Origin of the sequence: Streptomyces sp. NPDC091289 (assembly GCF_044757365.1) — a bacterium.
Classification (GTDB): Bacteria; Actinomycetota; Actinomycetes; order Streptomycetales; family Streptomycetaceae; genus Streptomyces.
This window is the reverse complement of sequence record NZ_JBIVUT010000023.1, coordinates 74,053-90,107: the sequence shown is the minus strand read 5'-3', so window position 1 is coordinate 90,107 and position 16,055 is coordinate 74,053. Positions and strand designations below refer to the sequence as shown.

Below are 16,055 nucleotides of genomic sequence, written 5' to 3'. Positions count from 1 at the left end.
GAGAAATCAACATGGGGATGATCGGTTTCGACAGCGGATGTCGAAGCAGGGGAAGCGAGTCGAGGAAGCGGCAATGATCTCGTAAACCATATGTCGCAAACAATAATCGCCAATTCCAAGCGCGATTCCTCCGCCTTCGCCCTCGCTGCCTAATTAGCAGCTAAGCGAAGACTCTGCGGAGTGTCAGCCCGGGGGTGATCCCGACCCGGATCCTGGCATCAACTAGGGATCTAAACTTCTCGGCCCGGCCACGGGGCCGAGAAGGAAATCAAACAGTGGCTGGGCCTGTCGGAGGCTTGTTCGCGTGACCTCCGGGGCCGAGAAAAGCGCAGCGAACTGCACTCGGAGAAGCCCTGGTTCCGCACCGTTGGACGCGGGTTCGATTCCCGCCATCTCCACCACCCCATGTAAGCCTCCGCCCCGCGAGTTCACTCGCGGGGCGGAGGCTTTTTCCGTGTCCGGGCCTGTCGTCGCGCGCGGGTGCATGGGACACAAGCAGGTATCTTGACGCGTTATGACGGTAAGACGACAGGCCTCCGGGGAGGGCTCCGCCGTGCGGCTCTGGGGTGCCCCCACCCTGGAGCGGGACGAGTGGACCGCGTCCGTGGAGACGGATGAGCCCAAGGTCGGGGAGCGCTGGCTGCTGACGACCGGGACCTTCCCCACGGCCGAGCCCACCGAGTGGGCGACGACCGCGCACCGGGAGCACGAGTTGCTCTGGTCCACCACGGGCAATGTCACCGTGGAGGCCGCCGGGCAGCTGTGGCTGGTGCCGCCGAGTCTCGGGATCTGGCTGCCGGCCGGCACCCCGCACCGGGTCCGGGCGAGCGCGGGAGCCGTCACGTACGCCACGTTCCTCAGCCCTGAGCTGGTGACCGTCGACTGGGCGACCGTCGTGGGCATCCCCATGGGCCGGCTGCTGCGGGAGCTGCTGCTGCACAACCAGAACGAGGAGATGTCCACCGATGCCCGGCTGCGGCTCCAGCGGGTCGGGGTGGATCTGATCCGGCCGGTCCGGGCCGTCTCGCTCGATATTCCGCTGCCGAAGATGCCGGAGCTGCTCACGATCGCGGAGCGGATCATCGCGGATCCGGCCGACGACCGGACGACGGAGGAGTGGGCCCGGGTGATCGGGCTCAGCGGCCGGACGTTGATGCGCTGGTTCCAGCGGGACACCGGGGTGAGCCTGACGCAGTGGCGCATTCTCGTCCGTGTCCGTTCGGCGCTGATCGACATCGCGGCGGGCAGGCCGGTCGTGGCCGTCTCGCGGCGGCTGGGCTATGCCAATCCCAGTACGTTCATCGATCTCTTCCGGCAGGTCACCGGCCATACGCCCGCCGCGTACTTCCGCTCGGTGAACGGGGTGACCGAGCCGAGGCTGTGAACGGGTGTGTGTCGTGAAACCGGAACAGCGTGTCGTCATACCCTCATGGGAACTGAGGTAACTTCCTTAGGTAAGCCTGCCCTAACCAGTCCGTTCCGGCCATGTCCCGGCCGTCGGACAGGGGTTCCTGAAGGAGTCCGATGACACGCCCCCGTACCTCCGCCGCCCCGCCGTCCCGCAGACGCCTGCTCGCCGTGGCCGCCGCGAGCCTCGTCGCCGTGCTGGGCGTCAGCTCCTGTTCCGCGAGCGGCACGGACGCGAAGGGGGCCGGCGCGGACGAGGGGTCCGCCACCCGCACGGTCACCGACATCGCCGGCAAGGTCGAGGTCCCCGCCGAGCCGAAGCGGATCGTCTCCGTCGACTTCTACTCGCCCGCCACCCTCGTCGACCTGGGCATCAAGCCCGTCGGCGTCGTCGAAGGGTTCGACAGCGACGACCCGGACCTGCGCCCCAAGCGCTACCACGACGCCCTCAAGGGCACCCCCACCATCGGGCTGTACTACGAGCTCAACATCGAGGCCGTCGCCCAGCAGAACCCCGACCTGATCTTCGCCGAGACGCGCTTCCTGAAGAAGGGCGAGCTGAAGCGGCTCCAGGGCATCGCCCCCGTCGTCCAGCTCGACGCGGCGGGCGTCGGCGCGTGGAAGGAGCGGACCCTGATGATCGGGGCCGCCATCGGCAAGTCCGCCGAGATCAAGAAGCAGGCCGACGTCTTCGAGAAGCGGGCCGACGAGCTGAAGACGAAGTACGCGGACGTCCTCAAGGACAACACGTTCGCGGTCCTCGGCCACGGCCAGGACCGGACGACCTGGGGCACCTACCCCGCCGGGCACTTCTACGTGCCCGCGTGGGACGCGGTGGGAGCGAAGTTCCGCCCCTTCACCGAGGGCGAGCACAAGGGCGAGGAGGGCTCCGTCAGCGAGTGGCTCTCGCTGGAGCAGATCGGCAAGCTCGACAACGCCGACATCATCGCCTACGCGTACGGGGCAGGGGACTTCGTCGACAAGACGCTCGCGAAGAACACCGTGTGGAAGAACCTCCCCGCCGTGAAGAACGGCATGGTCTTCCGCAACATCCCGGCCTCCGTCGTCTCCTCCTTCGAGTGGGGCACCGAGAGCCTGGACGCGCTGGACGGCGTCCTCGCCCAGATCAGTGAGAAGGCCCGCTCATGAGCACCACCGCCCCCGTCGTCGCCGAAGTCACCCGCGTGACGCCCCTGTCGCCCGGCATGGTCCGCCTCACCCTCCACAGCGAGAGCCTGCGCGCCTACCCTTCGACCCGGATCGGCGACGAGTACGTCCGGCTGCACTTCCCGCCCGAGGACGGCGCATTGGTGCTGCCCGAGGTCGACGCGGACGGCGACTGGCACTACCCCGACGGGCAGTACCCGCACATCCAGCCCTACACCCTGCGCCGCTTCGACCCGGAAGCCGCCGAGGTCGACATCGACTTCGTGCTGCACGGGCACGGCCGCGCCACCAGCTGGGCGGCGAAGGCCGCCCCCGGCGACCGGCTCCTCTTCGGCCCGCCGCGCTCCCTGTACGAGGCCCCGGGCGAAGCCGCCCGCCAGGTCTTCGTCACCGACGCCACCGGGCTGCCCGCCCTCGGCCGCCTCCTGGAGCAGCTCGACCCGGCCACCCACGCCGTCGCCGTCGTCGAGATCGCCGACGCCTCCCACCGCATCGAACTCACCAGCCCCGCCCGCCTGGACGTGCGCTGGGTGGCCGGCCGGGGCAACGGCGTCGGCCCCAGCGCCATCACTGAGATCCTGCGCGGCCTCGACCTCGCGCCCGGTACCTACGTCTGGGTGGCCGGCGAGTCCGGCGAACTGCGCGGCGCCCGCCGCTATCTGCGCCACGAGCTGAAGCACCCCGCCGCCTGGTACAAGGTCATCGGCTACTGGCGTCACCAGCAGGAGGAGTGGCTGGAGAAGTACCAGGCCCTCGACGCCGCGACCATGGCCGAGCTCAACGGCGTCTGGGACCGCACCGAGGACGAGGAACTCCGCCTCGACCTGTACGAGGCGGGGCTGGAGCGGCTCGGGCTATGACGACCACCGCCGCCGCCCCGGTCGCGGTACGGGCCGGGGCCGCCGGGCGCGAGGCGCGCCCCGGGCTCGTCCACACCAACGCCGGGCGGGCCCTCGGGCTGCTCCTCGCGCTGGCCGTCCTCGCCCTGGTGCTCGCGGCGAGCCTGGCCGTCGGCGCCAAGCCCGTACCGCTGCCGGACGTCTGGCACGCCCTGACCGCGCCCGACGGCTCCGAGCACGCCTTCATCGTGCGCGAACTGCGGGTGCCGCGCGCCCTGCTCGCGCTCACGGTGGGGGCGGCCCTCGGAGTCTCCGGCGCGATCATCCAGGCGCTGACCCGCAACCCGCTGGCCGACCCCGGGATCCTCGGGGTCAACGCGGGCGCCGGGTTCGCCGTGACGATCGGGGTCGGCTTCCTCGGCCTCTCCTCGATCACCGCCTACCTGTGGCTCTCGTTCGCCGGGGCGATCCTCGTCACCGCCCTCGTGTACGTCATCGGCTCGGCCGGGCAGGGCGGCGGCACCCCGGTCCGGCTGACGCTGGTCGGCGTCGCGATCGGCGCGGTCCTCGCCGGGATCTCCTCGGCGATCACGCTGCTCAAGCCGGACGCCTTCGTGAAACTGGTGGGCTGGTCCGCCGGTTCGCTCGCCGGGCGGGACTGGGACATTCTGTCCACCGTCCTGCCCTTCATCGGGGCGGGGCTGCTGCTCGCCCTGCTCGCGGCCCGCCCGCTCAACGCGGTCGCGCTCGGCGACGACCTCGCGCAGTCCCTCGGCGCGAACATCGTCCGCACCCGGCTGCTGGTGATCCTCGCCGTGACCCTGCTCGCCGGGGCCGCCACCGCCGCCGCCGGACCGATCGGCTTCGTCGGGCTGATGGTCCCGCACGTGGCCCGCTGGTTCATCGGACCCGACCAGCGCTGGATCATCCCGTACACCGCCGTCTGCTCGCCCCTGCTGCTGATCGTCGCCGACGTCATCGGCCGGGTCGTGCTGTCCCCGCAGGAGCTTCAGGCGGGCATCGTCACCGCGTTCGTCGGCGCGCCCGTCCTGATCCTGCTCGTCCGCCGCAAGAAGGTGAGCGGCCTGTGAGCCCGACCCCCGCACCCGTGCTCCACAAGGTCGACTTCGGGCGGCCCACCCTCGTCACCCGCGGCCCCCGCTGGTCGCTGCGCCTGGACGTGCGCACCGCCGTCGCCTGCGCGGTGTTCCTGCTGCTCACCCTCGCCGTCGTGGTGGTCACCCTGGCCTACGGGACGTACGAGATCCCGCTCCCCGACGTCGTACGGGCGCTGCTCGGCGAGGGACCGGCGGGCACCCGTACGGTCGTCGTCGAATGGCGGCTGCCCCGGGTCCTGCTCGCGGTGCTGCTCGGCGCGGCCCTCGCGGTCTCCGGGGCGATCTTCCAGTCGGTCACCCGTAACCCGCTGGGCTCGCCCGACATCATCGGCTTCTCCTCCGGCTCGTACACCGGGGCGCTCGTCGTGATGCTGCTGACCGGCGGCGGCTACCACCAGGTGGCCGCCGGATCGCTGACGGGCGGAATCCTCACGGCGTTCGTGGTCTTCGTCCTCGCCTACCGCCGGGGCGCCGCCCAGGGGTTCCGGCTGATCATCGTCGGCATCGCGGTCTCCGCCATGCTCGGGGCGTTCAACACCTGGCTGGTGCTCCGGGCGGACATCCAGGACGCCATGCTCTCCGCCGTCTGGGGCGCGGGCACCCTCAACAGCCTGGGCCACGACCAGCTGTGGCCCGTCCTCGCCCTCCTCGTACTGCTGATCCCGCCCGCCCTGGCCTGCGGTCCGGCCCTGCGCCGGCTGGAGCTCGGCGACGACGCGGCCGCCGCGCTGGGCACCCGTACGGAGGCGGTGCGGCTCGTCCTCGTGGTGCTCGGCGTCGCGCTGATCGCCCTGGTCACCGCGGCGGCCGGGCCGATCGCCTTCATCGCGCTGGTCGCCCCGCAGATCGCCCGCCGGATTACCCGCTCCTCCTCGGTGGCCCTGGGGCCATCCGCGGTGCTCGGCGCGTTCCTGCTGGTGCTCGCCGATCTGGTGGGGCAGCGGCTGTTCGCCCCCGTCCAACTGCCCGTCGGGATCGTGACCGTGTCGATCGGCGGCCTGTACTTCGTCTGGCTGCTCGTCCGGGAAGCCCGCCGGACATGAGCCCTTCCACCGAGAGAGACCTGCCTGCCATGACCCAGCTCCATGACGCACCCGTGGCCGGGACCGCTTCCCACGCCCGGCTGCGGGCCGACGACATCACCATCGGCTACGACCGCCGCACCATCGCGCGGAATCTCTCCGTGGAGATCCCCGACGGATCCTTCACCGTGATCGTCGGCCCGAACGCCTGCGGCAAGTCGACGCTCCTGCGCGGCCTGTCGAAACTGCTGCGCCCCAGCACCGGGCAGGTGATCCTGGACGGCCGGGCCATCACCTCGTACAAGTCCAAGGAAGTGGCCCGCAGGCTGGGCCTGCTGCCGCAGACCTCGCTCGCCCCCGACGGCATCACCGTCGCCGACCTGATCGCGCGCGGCCGCCACCCGCACCAGAAGCTGATCAAGCAGTGGTCGAGGGAGGACGAGGAGGCGGTCGTCCGGGCGATGGAGGAGACCAGCGTCGCCGAGCTCTCCGGGCGGCCGGTCGACGAGCTGTCCGGCGGGCAGCGCCAGCGGGTCTGGGTGGCGATGGTGCTGGCCCAGGAGACGCCGCTGCTGCTGCTCGACGAGCCGACGACCTTCCTCGACATCGCCCACCAGATCGAGCTGCTGGAGCTGTTCCGGCGGCTCAACCGGGAGGGCCGCACGCTCGTCGCCGTCCTGCACGACCTGAACCAGGCCGCCCGCTACGGCACCCATGTCATCGCGATGAAGGACGGGGCCGTCGTCGCGGAGGGTCCGCCCGCCGAGCTGATCACCGAGGAACTGGTCGAGGACGTCTTCGCGCTGCCCTGCCGGGTCATCGAGGATCCCGTCTCGCACAGCCCCCTCGTCATACCGCTCGGCTCGCTCGCCGCCGAGCCGTCCCCGTCCCCGTCCCTGTCCCTGTCCTCGCCCCTGTCCACGTCCCCGCTCCCGCGATGACCAGGGCGAGGGCCGCCGCGGACATCGGGGCCGCGTAGCCGGAGACCGTGCCCGCGTGCTCGATCAGCCAGCCGCCGGCCGCCGCCCCGGCCGCGACCCCGCCCAGCAGCGCGGTCACCGAGAGCGTCATGCCCTCGTTCAACTGCTCCGGGCGGGTGGCCCGCTGGACCAGCGTCATGCCCGTGACCATGGTCGGCGCGGTCGCCGCCCCCGCCAGCAGCAGGCAGAGCGCCAGGACCGGCAGCGAGGCCGACCCGGCGGCGGCCAGCAGCGGCAGGGACATCAGGGTCGTCATCCCGGCCAGGCACAGCAACAGCCTGAGGCGGACGTCCCGGGCGGGCCGCAGCGAACCGTAGACCAGGCCCGCGGCCCCCGACCCCGCCGCCTGGAGCGCCAGGATCGCGCCCCCGGCATGCGCGATGGAGACCACCTCCAGCGCCCCGAACACCGCCCCCGTGGCGAGGAAGACCGCCAGCAGCGCGGGCATCCCCGGTGTGCGCAGGGGCGAGGCCACGGTCTTCGTACGGGGGGTGACGGGCGGCTCCGTGGCGCGCTGGGCGGCGAAGATCAGGACGCCGGTCATCAGGAGCGCCGCCCCCACCACCGTGCCCGCCTCCGGGAACAGCGTCCCGCAGAGCGTCGCGGCCAGCACCGGGCCCAGCATGAAGCACAGCTCGTCGGCGGCCTGCTCGAAGGAGTTCGCGGTGTGCAGGGCCGCCGGATCGCCCCGGTGCAGATGTGCCCAGCGGGCCCGCGACATCCCGCCGGTGTTCGGGGTCGTCGCGGTCGCGGCGTACGCGGCGAACAGCGTCCAGGCCGGGGCGTCGTAGCGTACGCAGAGCACCAGGGCCAGCGAGCCCAGCACGGCGAGCGCGGTGGCGGGCACCGCGACGCGCGCCTGCCCGAAGCGGTCGACGAGCCGGGCGGTGAAGGGCGCGACGACCGCCGTCGCCGCCAGGCCCGTCGCGGTGACGGCCCCGGCCAGGGCGTACGAGCCCCGGGACCCGGCGATCATGATGATCGCGCTGACGCCGAGCATCCCCATCGGCAGCCGGGCGATCAGATTGCCCGCCGTGAACGCCCGGGACCCGGGGGTCGACAGCAGCCGGACGTACGGGTTGGCCGACCGGGACCGCCGCCGCCCGGTGCTCGCGGGCGCGGAGCGCGGGGCGGCGACCAACTGGCCGCCGACGGCGGTGAACAGGGGAGAGGAGACGTGCGGTGGCGGATCGGCCCTGACCGGGCGGCCGGACGGGGCCGGTCGGGCCGGGACGGCAGGGCGGGACGGGACCGCCCGGGCAGCGGTCTCCGGGCGGACGACGGGGGATATCGGCATACGGCCAGGCTGGCCGTGCCCCGCCCTCCGGGTCCAACACTTCTTCCCCACCGATTCACGCGACTGCGTTGTGAATCGTGCCCCGCGCGGTAGATTCACGCCGTGCCTCCCGCCGACACCGACCCCCGTCTCCTGCGCGCCTTCCTCGCCGTCGCCGAGGATCTGCACTTCACCCGGGCCGCCGCCCGCCTCTTCGTCGCGCAGCAGGCGCTGAGCCGGGACGTCCGGCGGCTGGAGCGGGCGCTCGGCGCGGAGCTGTTCGTCCGCACGACCCGGCAGGTCACGCTCACCCCGGACGGCGAACGGCTGCTGCCGTACGCCCGGCGGGTGCTCGACGCGCACGCCGAACTGGCCGGGGCCTTCAGCGGCGCGCCCGCCAGGCCGCTGCTCGTCGACCTGAACAGCGACGGGGCGACCGCCGCCCGGGTGCTGGCGCGGGCCCGCGAGCTGCTGCCGGAGTGCGAGCTGATGGCCCGCTTCGAGTCCGGGCTCACCTGGGCCGCCGCCGAGATCCTGGCCGGCCGGCTCGACGCCTCGTTCGGCCGGGCCGCCGGGCTGGCCCCCGCGGTGCGCGCGGGTCTTTCCGTGCACCCCGTGCGGTACGAGCCGATGGCCCTGATGCTGCCCGTCTCTCATCCTCTCGCCGCGCGGGAGGTCGTCGCCCTGGCCGAACTGTCCGGAGAGACCGTCTACGCGGGGGCGGGCAACGAGCGGACACGGGAGTGGACCGATCTCGCCGCGTCGCTGTTCGCCGAGTGGGGCATCACCATGGCCCCGCCCGTTCCGCTCGCCGTGGGTGTGGCCGAATTCCAGCGGGTCATCTCGAAGGCGGGACACCCTGTGCTCGCCGTGGTCGACTTCCCGCCGCTGCCCGGGACGGTGCTGCGCCCGCTCGTCGATCCCGTTCCGCTTTCGCCGCTGGCGCTGGTCTGGCGCACGGGTCTGAACCATCCGGGCGTAGACGCCTTGCGGAACGCTACTGACCAGTTGGCCCTTGCCGAGAGCTGGTTGGTCCCGCCGTCCGGATGCTGGCTTCCCGAAGGGGATCTGTCACTGATGCGCAACCGTTCCTGATCAACTCCGATCAGCGGCACTTGGGCGTCAATGTCGTGCGCTACATTCATCGTCCGGGTGCATGAACGCCTGGTTCGTGGACGGGTGGGGACCCGATCCAACAGTAAAGAACCAGTCAAATTCGATGCGCCTGATTCTTTGAGTGGGGGATGGGCCGCACCTGTGGACAATTGGCGCGAAGGCAAGAGAACCGGGCATACGCATGAGCCCAACGACGCGACGATCCAGCTCGACGGGCTGGGCCGTCAACTCGCCGAACTGCCCGGCGAACCCGCCCCGCCGGACGGCTCCGACGGCCCCGTCTTCGTCGACGAGAGCGGCCGCCGCGGCAAGACCTTCCGACGCCTCGGCTGGGTCCTGGCCACGGTCTGTGCCGCCTACGCCGTGACGCTGGTCTTCGCCGTCCTCGGCGGAAACTCCAGCGCCCCCTGGCTGCCCCTGTCCGATCCCAAGGAGGAGGCGCAGGCGGAGCAGGTCGAGGAGGTCCCCGTACCCGGCGAGGCCGCCGGCGACCCGTCCGACGACACCCCGGAGCCGGGGCCCAGCGCCTCCGGTTCCGCGGCGGCCGACGCGTCCGGCACCCCCGGGGGCGCCACTCCGTCGGCCACCTCCGTGCTCGTGCCCGCCGGATCGGCGGGCAGCCCCTCCGCGTCCACGTCGGCGGCCCCGCCCAGCACCACCGGTGGCGGCGCGGGCGGCGGGGGCGGCGCCACGAAGCCGGCCCCCACGACCTCGACCGCCAAACCGCCGGTCGACCCCACGCCGTCCCCCGAGCCCGAGCCGTCCGACCCGACGACGCCTCCCGCCGAGAATCCCGACCCGCCGGTGCAAGAAGAGAGCGCCCCGTAAATGAACACCCCCGCCACGCGGGGCAGGAACGGCGGAAAGAGGAAAGCGCCACGTGGCCGGAGCCGGCTCAGGCTCCCCATGCGCTACCTCCTGCCGACGACGTTTCTCGTCGCCCTGCTCGCGATGCTGATGCTGCGCGGATACGTGCACAGCGAGATCCTCGCCGACCACCGGGTCCGCGACGCCGACCGCACCACCCAGGTGCCGAAGGACGTCCTCACCGGCGGGCCCGTCATCGACGCCCGCTCCGGTGACGCCCAGACCCTGCGCATACCCGACCGCCGGATCGTCCTCACCTTCGACGACGGCCCGGACCCGGTGTGGACGCCCAAGGTGCTCGACAAGCTGAAGGAGTACGACGCCCACGGCGTCTTCTTCGTCACCGGCAACATGGCCGCCCGCTACCCCGGGCTGGTCGGGCGGATGGTCGCCGAGGGCCACGAGATCGGCCTGCACACCTTCAACCACCCCGACCTCTCCTACCAGTCCACCAGCCGCATCGACTGGGAGCTGTCGCAGAACCAGCTGGCGCTGGCGGGCGCGGCCGGCATCCGCACCTCGATCTTCCGGCCGCCGTACTCCTCCTTCTCGGACGCCATGGACAACAAGTCCTGGCCGGTCACGGAGTACATCGGCAGCCGCGGCTACCTCACCGTCGTCAACGACACCGACAGCGAGGACTGGAAGCGCCCCGGGGTCCAGGCCATCGTCGAGCGGGCCACGCCGAAGGACGGCAAGGGCGCCATCGTCCTGATGCACGACTCCGGCGGTGACCGCTCGCAGACCGTCGCCGCGCTCGACACCCTGCTGCCCGACCTCAAGAAGCAGGGCTACACCTTCACCCGCCTCACCACCGCGCTCGACGCCCCCAGCGCGCACACCCCGGTCACCGGGTTCGCGCTGTGGAAGGGCAAGGCGTTCGTCTCCGCCGTCGCCGTGTCCGAGCGGATCACCGGCGTCCTGGTCGTCGGGCTCGCCGTGATCGGCGTCCTGGTCCTGGCCCGCTTCGGGCTGATGCTGCTGCTCTCCTTCCTGCACGCCCGCAAGGTCCGCCGCAGGAACTTCAGCTGGGGCGCGCCCGTCACCCGCCCGGTCTCCGTCCTCGTCCCCGCGTACAACGAACGGGAGTGCATCGAGGCCACCGTGCGCTCCCTCGTCGCGAGCGAGCACCCGATCGAGATCATCGTCATCGACGACGGCTCCACCGACGGCACCGCCGACCTCGTCGAGGCCATGCGGCTGCCCCGCGTACGGGTGGTGCGCCAGCAGAACGCGGGTAAACCCGCCGCCCTCAACAACGGCATCCGGCACGCCCGTTACGACATCGTCGTGATGATGGACGGCGACACCGTCTTCGAACCGGCCACCGTCCGCGAGCTGGTCCAGCCCTTCGGCGACCCCCGGGTCGGAGCCGTCGCGGGCAACGCCAAGGTCGGCAACCGCGACTCCCTCATCGGCGCCTGGCAGCACATCGAGTACGTGATGGGCTTCAACCTGGACCGTCGGATGTACGACGTGCTGGGCTGCATGCCCACCATCCCCGGGGCCGTCGGAGCCTTCCGCCGCGAGGCCCTGGAACGGGTCGGCGGGATGAGCGAGGACACCCTCGCCGAGGACACCGACGTCACGATGGCCCTGCACCGGGACGGCTGGCGCGTGGTCTACGCGGAGAACGCCCGCGCCTGGACCGAGGCCCCGGAGTCCGTGCAGCAGTTGTGGTCGCAGCGCTACCGGTGGTCGTACGGCACCATGCAGGCCATCTGGAAGCACCGCCGCGCGGTCATCGAACGCGGACCTTCGGGCCGCTTCGGCCGGGTCGGACTGCCGTTCGTCTCCCTCTTCATGGTCGTCGCCCCGCTGCTCGCGCCGCTGATCGACGTGTTCCTGCTGTACGGGCTGGTCTTCGGCCCGACCGGCAAGACCGTCGCCGCCTGGTTCGGCGTCCTGGTGGTCCAGGCGGTGTGCGCCGCCTACGCGTTCCGGCTGGACAAGGAGCGCATGGTCCATCTGATCTCGCTGCCGCTCCAGCAGATCCTCTACCGCCAGCTCATGTACGTCGTGCTGCTCCAGTCCTGGATCACCGCGCTCACCGGCGGCCGGCTGCGCTGGCAGAAGCTGCGCCGCACCGGCGCGGTGGAGGCCCCGGGCGGCTCGTCCGCCCAGCGCCCGCGACCGGCCCCCGAAGCCGGGCCCGTCAGCGGCGACAGCACGGACCGGAGGCCCCTCGTATGACCGCCCCGCTCCTGCCGAGGGCCGACGCCCCGGACGGCCCGGACGGCCCGGACCGCGCGGTCCCGCCGCCGCCCGCCCCCGTACAGCCGGCAGCGCCCGTAAAGCCCGCCCGCGACCGGTACTTCGACCTGCTGCGGGCCCTCGCCCTCTTCCGGGTCGTCCTCTACCACCTGACCGGCTGGGCCTGGCTGCCCATCCTCTTCCCCTCCATGGGCGTCATGTTCGCCCTGGCCGGGACGCTGATGGCGCGCTCGCTGAAGCGGCCCGCCGTCCAGGTGATCCGGGGCCGCGTCCGCCGGCTCCTGCCGCCGCTGTGGCTGCTCGGCGCGATCGGCGTCACCGGCATGCTCGCCCAGGGCTGGGGACCGGACGCCGAGGGCCACCCCGGCTGGTGGTGGCAGCACCTGGCGTACTGGGTGCTGCCGCTCAGCGATCCGCCGTACGCCACCGACGTGGCGGGCATCGACGGAATCCTCGGGGCGAGCTGGCCCGAGGAGCTGGCCGGGCCGCTCTGGTACATCCGGGCCTACCTGTGGTTCGTGCTGTTCTCGCCGCTGATCCTGCGGGGGCTGCGCAGACTGCCCTGGCCGACGCTGCTCGCGCCGCTCGCGCTCGCCGTCGTCATGCGGCTGGACCTGTTCTCCACCACCGACCGGCTCGACTCCGCGATCACCGACTTCTCCACCTTCGGCGCCTGCTGGGTCCTCGGCATGGCCCACCAGGAGGGCGTCCTGAAGCGGCTGCCCGCCTACGTCGTCCCGTCGATCGCCCCGCTCTTCGCGGGCGCGGGCCTGTGGTGGGCGAGCCAGGAAGGGTTCCGCGCCGGTTTCGACCTGGACTCCATCCCGCTCGCCCAGGCGCTGTGGTCCTTCGGCTGCGTCCTGCTCCTGCTGCACTACAGCCCGTCCTGGACCGAGTGGCCCCGGCGGCTGCGGGCCTTCGACCGGCCGGTCACCCTGCTCAACTCGCGGGCCGTGACCGTCTACCTCTGGCACAACGTCTGCATCCTGACCGCCGCCACCCTCTACGACCGGCTCTGGTCGGTGGACGCCCTCAGCGAGAACGTGCCCTGGCTGCTGGAGAGCTGGGTGCCCGTCCTGCTGATCACCTGGGCCCTCATCGCGCTCTGCGTCCTCGCCTTCGGCTGGGCCGAGGACGTCGCCGCGAAGCGCCGGCCGCAGCTCTGGCCGGACGGCAGGCGGTAGCGGACACCGCATCTCACCGGGCCGGGAACGGCCCGGTGAGAGCAAGGTTGCGCACCGGTCACCTCGCGGCACCACGCCGAAACGCGGGCTCCCTAGCGTCGGGACCACACCCCGGAGCGACGGGGACACCACCCCGACCCCCTGTGGAGGCGCGTGATGGCAGGCCGCTGGATCGAGACCTGGGAGCCGGAGGACGAGACGTTCTGGCGGGAGAAGGGCGAACGCGTCGCCCGCCGCAACCTGTGGTTCTCCGTGCTCTCCGAGCACATCGGATTCTCCGTCTGGACGCTCTGGTCGGTGATGGTCCTGTTCATGGGACCGGAGTACGGCATCGACCCGGCCGGGAAGTTCTTCCTCATCTCGACCGCCACCCTCGTCGGCGCGCTGGTGCGGGTGCCGTACACCTTCGCCGTCGCCCGGTTCGGCGGCCGCAACTGGACGGTCTTCAGCGCGGTGAGCCTGCTCGTCCCGACCCTGGCCGCGTTCTGGGTGATGGAGCCCGGCACCTCGTACGCCACCTTCGTCGTGGTCGCGGCGCTCACCGGGATCGGCGGCGGCAACTTCGCCTCGTCGATGACCAACATCAACGCCTTCTTCCCGCTGCGCAGGAAGGGCTGGGCACTCGGCCTGAACGCGGGCGGCGGCAACGTCGGCGTCCCCGTCGTCCAGCTCATCGGCCTGCTCGTCATCGGCACGCTGGGCGCCTCGCACCCCCGGATCGTCCTCGGCGTGTACATCCCGCTGATCGTCGTGGCCGCGGTGTGCGCCGCCCTGTACATGGACAACCTCCGGCCGGTGAAGAACGACACCGGGGCCGCGCTGGAGGCCGTCCGCGACCCGCACACCTGGATCATGTCGGTCCTCTACATCGGCACCTTCGGCTCGTTCATCGGCTACAGCTTCGCCTTCGGCCTGGTGCTCCAGACCCAGTTCGGCCGGACCCCGCTCCAGGCCGCCTCGCTCACCTTCATCGGCCCGCTGCTGGGCTCCCTGATCCGGCCCGTCGGGGGCCGGCTCGCCGACCGGTACGGCGGCGCGCGGATCACCCTGGCCACCTTCGCCGCGATGGCCGCCGCCACCGGTGTCGTCATCCAGGCCTCGGGGAGCGCCTCGCTGCCCGTCTTCCTCACCGGCTTCACCGCCCTGTTCGTCCTGACGGGCCTCGGCAACGGATCGACGTACAAGATGATCCCCGGCATCTTCCACACCAAGGCGCTGGCCCGGGGCCTCGACGGCGAGGCGGCCGCCGCCCACGGACGGCGGCTCTCCGGCGCGGCCATGGGCCTCATCGGGGCCGTCGGCGCGCTCGGCGGACTGGCCATCAACCTCGCCTTCCGCCAGTCCTTCCAGACTTCCGGCACCGGAACCGCGGCCTTCTGGTCCTTCCTCGCCTTCTACGGGGTGTGTCTCACCCTCACCTGGGCGGTATACCTTCGCCGCCCGGCCCCCGTGGCCGCGCGGGCCCGGCTCGGCTATGCGGAGGTGTGAGCGGGGCTTGAGCAGAGGTGCACGAGGGATCCAAGGGATCCATGGGACGACACCCCGGCGTCATGTGACGTAACGGCCGGGAAATACGGGGGAACCGAGCCTGTCACGCACCGTTGGCAGGCTCGGGCCTCCGCACATCGCGTACCAGCGGGAACCATCGCGTACCAGCGGGAACCATCGCGTACCAGCGGGAACACAGGAGCCGGGGAACACGCCATGCAGGACGACGACACAACGCACGGCCCCCTCGCGGGCTTCACCGTCGGGGTGACCGCCGCCCGTCGCGCCGAGGAGCTCGGCGCCCTCCTCAAACGCCGCGGGGCCGCCGTGCTGCACGCCCCCGCCCTGCGGATCGTGCAGCTCGCCGACGACAGCGAACTCCTCGCCGCCACCAAGGAACTGATCGGCCACGCCCCCGACATCGCGGTCGCCACCACCGCGATCGGCTTCCGCGGCTGGATCGAGGCGGCCGACGGCTGGGGCATCGGCGATGCCCTCCTGAAGACGCTGAGCGGGGTCGAACTCCTCGCCAGGGGCCCCAAGGTCAAGGGCGCCATCCGGGCCGCCGGGCTGACCGAGACCTGGTCGCCCGGGTCCGAATCGATGGCCGAGGTCCTCGACCGGCTCCTCACCGAAGGCGTCGAAGGACGGCGCGTCGCCCTCCAGCTGCACGGCGAACCGCTGCCCGGCTTCGTCGAGTCCCTGACGGCCGCGGGCGCCGACGTCGTCGTCGTCCCCGTCTACCGCTGGATGCCGCCGCAGGACATCGCCCCGCTCGACCGGATGATCGACGTCACCGCCGCCCGGGGCCTGGACGCGATCACCTTCACCAGCGCCCCCGCCGCCGTCTCGTTCCTGGGCCGCGCCGAGACCCGCGGACTGCTGCCCGAGATCCTCGGCGCCCTGCGCGACGACGTGCTGGTCGCCTGCGTCGGACCGGTCACCGCCCTCCCGCTCCAGGCCCGGGGCATCACCACCCTCCAGCCGGAACGCTTCCGGCTCGGCCCCCTCGTCCAGCTGATGTGCGCCCGCCTCCCGCTCGCCGCCCGCGTCCTGCCCGTCGCCGGCCACCGGGTCGAGATCCGGGGCCACGCCGTCCTCGTCGACGACGAGCTCCGCGCGGTGCCGCCCGCGGGCATGGCCCTCCTGCACGCGCTGGCCCGCCGCCCCGGCTGGGTGGTGGCCCGCGCCGAGCTGCTGCGGGCGCTGCCCGGCAGCGGCACCGACGAGCACGCGGTGGAGACGGCGATGGCCCGGCTGCGCACGGCGCTGGGCGTGCCCCGGCTGATCCAGACGGTCGTCAAGCGCGGCTACCGGCTGGCGCTGGACCCGTCGGCGGACACGAAGTACGGCCGCTGACCGCCCGGGGCCCCGTAC

At 72.1% G+C, this 16,055-nt stretch carries 13 protein-coding genes and 1 other RNA gene; 13 read left to right on the top strand and 1 reads right to left on the bottom strand.

What is annotated here, in order from left to right:
- Positions 1-13: 13 nt before the first annotated feature.
- The 7 genes from ssrA (at position 14) to ACIQPT_RS28340 (ending at position 6,494) form a co-directional block, all read left to right on the top strand.
- Positions 14-401, top strand: a transfer-messenger RNA (tmRNA) gene (gene ssrA / locus ACIQPT_RS28370).
- Between the two features lie 113 nt (positions 402-514).
- Complete coding sequence (locus ACIQPT_RS28365) at positions 515-1,384, top strand: AraC family transcriptional regulator (protein WP_401159857.1); 870 nt, start codon at positions 515-517, stop codon at positions 1,382-1,384.
- A gap of 140 nt (positions 1,385-1,524) precedes the next feature.
- The gene (locus ACIQPT_RS28360; RefSeq protein WP_401159855.1) at positions 1,525-2,556 is read left to right on the top strand and encodes an ABC transporter substrate-binding protein; all 1,032 of its coding nucleotides are present in this window, start codon (positions 1,525-1,527) and stop codon (positions 2,554-2,556) included.
- Complete coding sequence (locus tag ACIQPT_RS28355) at positions 2,553-3,434, top strand: siderophore-interacting protein (protein ID WP_401159853.1); 882 nt, start codon at positions 2,553-2,555, stop codon at positions 3,432-3,434. The genes ACIQPT_RS28360 and ACIQPT_RS28355 overlap by 4 nt, the downstream gene beginning before the upstream one ends.
- Complete coding sequence (locus ACIQPT_RS28350; RefSeq protein WP_401159851.1) at positions 3,431-4,504, top strand: FecCD family ABC transporter permease; 1,074 nt, start codon at positions 3,431-3,433, stop codon at positions 4,502-4,504. The genes ACIQPT_RS28355 and ACIQPT_RS28350 overlap by 4 nt, the downstream gene beginning before the upstream one ends.
- Complete coding sequence (locus tag ACIQPT_RS28345) at positions 4,501-5,574, top strand: FecCD family ABC transporter permease (protein WP_401159849.1); 1,074 nt, start codon at positions 4,501-4,503, stop codon at positions 5,572-5,574. Before ACIQPT_RS28350 ends, ACIQPT_RS28345 begins: the two co-directional genes overlap by 4 nt.
- A 29-nt stretch (positions 5,575-5,603) precedes the next feature.
- Positions 5,604-6,494: an ABC transporter ATP-binding protein gene (locus tag ACIQPT_RS28340; RefSeq protein WP_401159847.1), complete on the top strand. Its 891-nt coding sequence runs from the start codon at positions 5,604-5,606 to the stop codon at positions 6,492-6,494.
- Here the strand turns inward: ACIQPT_RS28340 and ACIQPT_RS28335 are convergent.
- Positions 6,403-7,830, bottom strand: coding sequence for an MFS transporter (locus ACIQPT_RS28335; protein ID WP_401159845.1), 1,428 nt, complete (start codon positions 7,828-7,830; stop codon positions 6,403-6,405). The two genes, ACIQPT_RS28340 and ACIQPT_RS28335, sit on opposite strands and share 92 nt — an antisense overlap.
- Positions 7,831-7,932: 102 nt before the next feature.
- On the opposite strand from ACIQPT_RS28335, the gene ACIQPT_RS28330 reads away from it, so the two are divergent.
- The 6 genes from ACIQPT_RS28330 (at position 7,933) to ACIQPT_RS28305 (ending at position 16,037) form a co-directional block, all read left to right on the top strand.
- The gene (locus ACIQPT_RS28330; RefSeq protein WP_401159844.1) at positions 7,933-8,904 is read left to right on the top strand and encodes a LysR family transcriptional regulator; all 972 of its coding nucleotides are present in this window, start codon (positions 7,933-7,935) and stop codon (positions 8,902-8,904) included.
- A 162-nt stretch (positions 8,905-9,066) separates the two neighbouring features.
- On the top strand, positions 9,067-9,753 hold the full coding sequence (locus ACIQPT_RS28325; RefSeq protein WP_401159842.1) for a hypothetical protein: 687 nt from the start codon (positions 9,067-9,069) through the stop codon (positions 9,751-9,753).
- A gap of 78 nt (positions 9,754-9,831) precedes the next feature.
- Positions 9,832-11,985 (top strand): glycosyltransferase, encoded by a 2,154-nt coding sequence (locus ACIQPT_RS28320; RefSeq protein ID WP_401159840.1) that lies wholly within the window; start codon positions 9,832-9,834, stop codon positions 11,983-11,985.
- Positions 11,982-13,190, top strand: coding sequence for an acyltransferase family protein (locus tag ACIQPT_RS28315; protein ID WP_401159838.1), 1,209 nt, complete (start codon positions 11,982-11,984; stop codon positions 13,188-13,190). Before ACIQPT_RS28320 ends, ACIQPT_RS28315 begins: the two co-directional genes overlap by 4 nt.
- A gap of 156 nt (positions 13,191-13,346) precedes the next feature.
- On the top strand, positions 13,347-14,678 hold the full coding sequence (locus ACIQPT_RS28310) for a nitrate/nitrite transporter (RefSeq protein ID WP_401159836.1): 1,332 nt from the start codon (positions 13,347-13,349) through the stop codon (positions 14,676-14,678).
- A 216-nt stretch (positions 14,679-14,894) separates the two neighbouring features.
- Positions 14,895-16,037 (top strand): uroporphyrinogen-III synthase, encoded by a 1,143-nt coding sequence (locus tag ACIQPT_RS28305; protein WP_401159834.1) that lies wholly within the window; start codon positions 14,895-14,897, stop codon positions 16,035-16,037.
- Positions 16,038-16,055 lie beyond the last annotated feature (18 nt).